The organism is Kineococcus indalonis, from assembly GCF_009906395.1.
Classification (GTDB): domain Bacteria; phylum Actinomycetota; class Actinomycetes; order Actinomycetales; family Kineococcaceae; genus Kineococcus; species Kineococcus indalonis.
The window spans coordinates 1-2,022 of record NZ_JAAALM010000638.1 but is presented as its reverse complement, the minus strand read 5'-3'; the positions used below and the strand labels follow the sequence as shown (position 1 = coordinate 2,022).

The 2,022-nt window shown below is 81.8% G+C and carries 3 protein-coding genes; 1 reads left to right on the top strand and 2 read right to left on the bottom strand.

The window, feature by feature from the left end; genetic code table 11:
• Positions 1-816, top strand: an 816-nt coding sequence (locus GTR00_RS19800) for an alpha/beta fold hydrolase (RefSeq protein ID WP_323132630.1), incomplete at its 5' end; no start/stop codon positions are given.
• A gap of 13 nt (positions 817-829) precedes the next feature.
• Here GTR00_RS19800 and GTR00_RS19795 read toward each other — a convergent pair.
• Positions 830-1,054 (bottom strand): hypothetical protein, encoded by a 225-nt coding sequence (locus tag GTR00_RS19795; RefSeq protein WP_166613264.1) that lies wholly within the window; start codon positions 1,052-1,054, stop codon positions 830-832.
• A 206-nt stretch (positions 1,055-1,260) separates the two neighbouring features.
• On the bottom strand, positions 1,261-2,022 hold a 762-nt coding region (locus GTR00_RS19790; protein ID WP_166613263.1), incomplete at its 5' end, for an ROK family protein.

Sequence of the window (2,022 nt, the reverse complement as noted above, 5' to 3'; positions counted from 1 at the left end):
GGCCTGGTGTTCGACGTGCGCGACCACGCCCCCGAGGGCGGTGGGTCGGGGGAGGTGGTCGTCTGCCTGCACGGGTTCCCGCAGGACGCGGGCGCCTGGGACGCCGTGGCGCCGCGGCTGGTGGCGCGGGGCCTGCGGGTGCTGGCGCCGGACCAGCGCGGCTACTCCCCCGGCGCGCGGCCGCCGGGCCGGGCGGCGTACGTGCTGCCCGAGCTGGTCGCCGACGTGCTGGCGCTGGCCGACGCGGCGGGCGCGGCCTCGTTCCACGTCGTGGGGCACGACTGGGGCGGGGTGGTGGCGTGGGCGCTGGCCGCCGGGCACCCGGAGCGGGTGCGCTCGGCCACGGTGCTCTCCACGCCGCACCCGGCGGCGCTGCGCACGGGGGTGCTGCGCGGCTCGCAGGCGCTGCGCTCGACGTACGTGGGGGGTTTCCAGGTCCCGGGGCTGCCGGAGCGGCTGCTGCTGGCCCGCTCGGGCGCGCTGCTGCGCTCGCTGCTGGTGCGCGGGGGGCTGCCGGTGGACCTCGCCGAGCGCTACGCGCGGCGGATGGCGGAGCCGGGGGCGCTGAGCGCGGCGCTGGGCTGGTACCGGGCGCTGCCGCTGCGCCGCGGGCGCACCGGGGAGGTGCGGGTGCCGGTGACGTACCTGCACGGGCGCGACGACCCGTCCTTCGCGCCGGCGTCGGTGCGGGCCACGGCCTCGCACGTGCGCGCCGCGTTCTCGCAGGCGCAGCTGCCGACCGGCCACTGGCTCCCGGAGCGGGAGCCGGCGGCGGTCGCGGACGCCGTGCTGGAGAGGGTGCGGCAGGGCGCCTGAGGCGCCGGCCGCGTCAGCGGGCGTGGCGCGCGGGGCGCAGCAGCTCCAGGAAGCGGCGGCGCGAGCCGGCGGTGGCGGGCTCGTCGAGGACGGCGGTCGCGGTGGCGGCGACCGGCGCGGCGGCCGGCTCGCCGGCGGGCTGCGCGGGCGCCGGGCGCGGGGCGGGCACGCGGTTGTCCGCGTACGCCTCGGCGGCGAGGACGGAGGCGATGCTGACGCGGGGGCCGTAGGGGGACACGGGTTTCTCCTCTCCGCCGCGGGGCCTGTCCCGCGCGGCGCTGGAGGTCGTCTCGGCCCGCGGCGAGGGGGTCCCGAAGCGGCGCGGCGCGATCCCACCCGAACGGCGGCGGGGCCCGCGCAGCGCCCCGGGCACGCTGCGTCGCAGCCCCTCACCCGCTCGCCGCGCGCGGTGCGGCCCGGCGGGCGCCGTGGGTGGGTGCGCGCTCAGGCGGCGCCGGTGCGCTGACCCAGGCGGGCGGCTCCGACGGCCGCGACGGGCGTGCCGGCCGGCAGCACGCTCAGCCGCTCGTCCACGGCCAGGCCGCGCAGGAACCGCGAGCCGGCGGCCTGGGCGCGCAGCGCGGCGGCGACGGCCTGGCGCAGCGGCTCGCCGACGGCCGCGACGCCGCCGCCGAGGACGAGGTGCTCGGGGTCGCAGGTGAGGGCCAGGGTGCGCACGGCCAGCGCGACGGCACCGGCCCAGGAGTCGCGCACGGCGACGGCGGCGGGGTCGCCGGCGGCGGCGGCGGCGAAGAGGTGCTCGGCGGAGCGGCCCTCGCCCCCGTGCGGCCAGGCCCGGCGCAGCGCGGCGCCGGAGGCGACGGTCTCCAGGCAGCCGCGCTGCCCGCACGGGCAGGGCAGCCCGCGCGGGTCGAGCGCGAGGTGCCCCACCTCGCCGGCCGCGCCGCTGGCGCCGCGCAGCAGCGCCCCGCCGACGACGACGCCGGCGGCCAGGCCGGTGCCCAGGGAGAGCAGCACCAGGTCCGCGCCGGGGGCGAGCAGTTCCCGGGCGCCCAGGGCGGTGGCGTTGACGTCGTTCTCGACGCTGACGGGCACGCCGCCCAGGCGCGCGGACAGGGCGGGGCCGAAGGGCACGCGGGCGGTGCCGAAGCCGAGGTTCACGGCGTCGCCGACGGTGCCGGTGGCGGGGTCGACGAGGCCGGGGATGCCGACGCCGACGGCGGTGGGCCGCGCGCCGCCACCGGG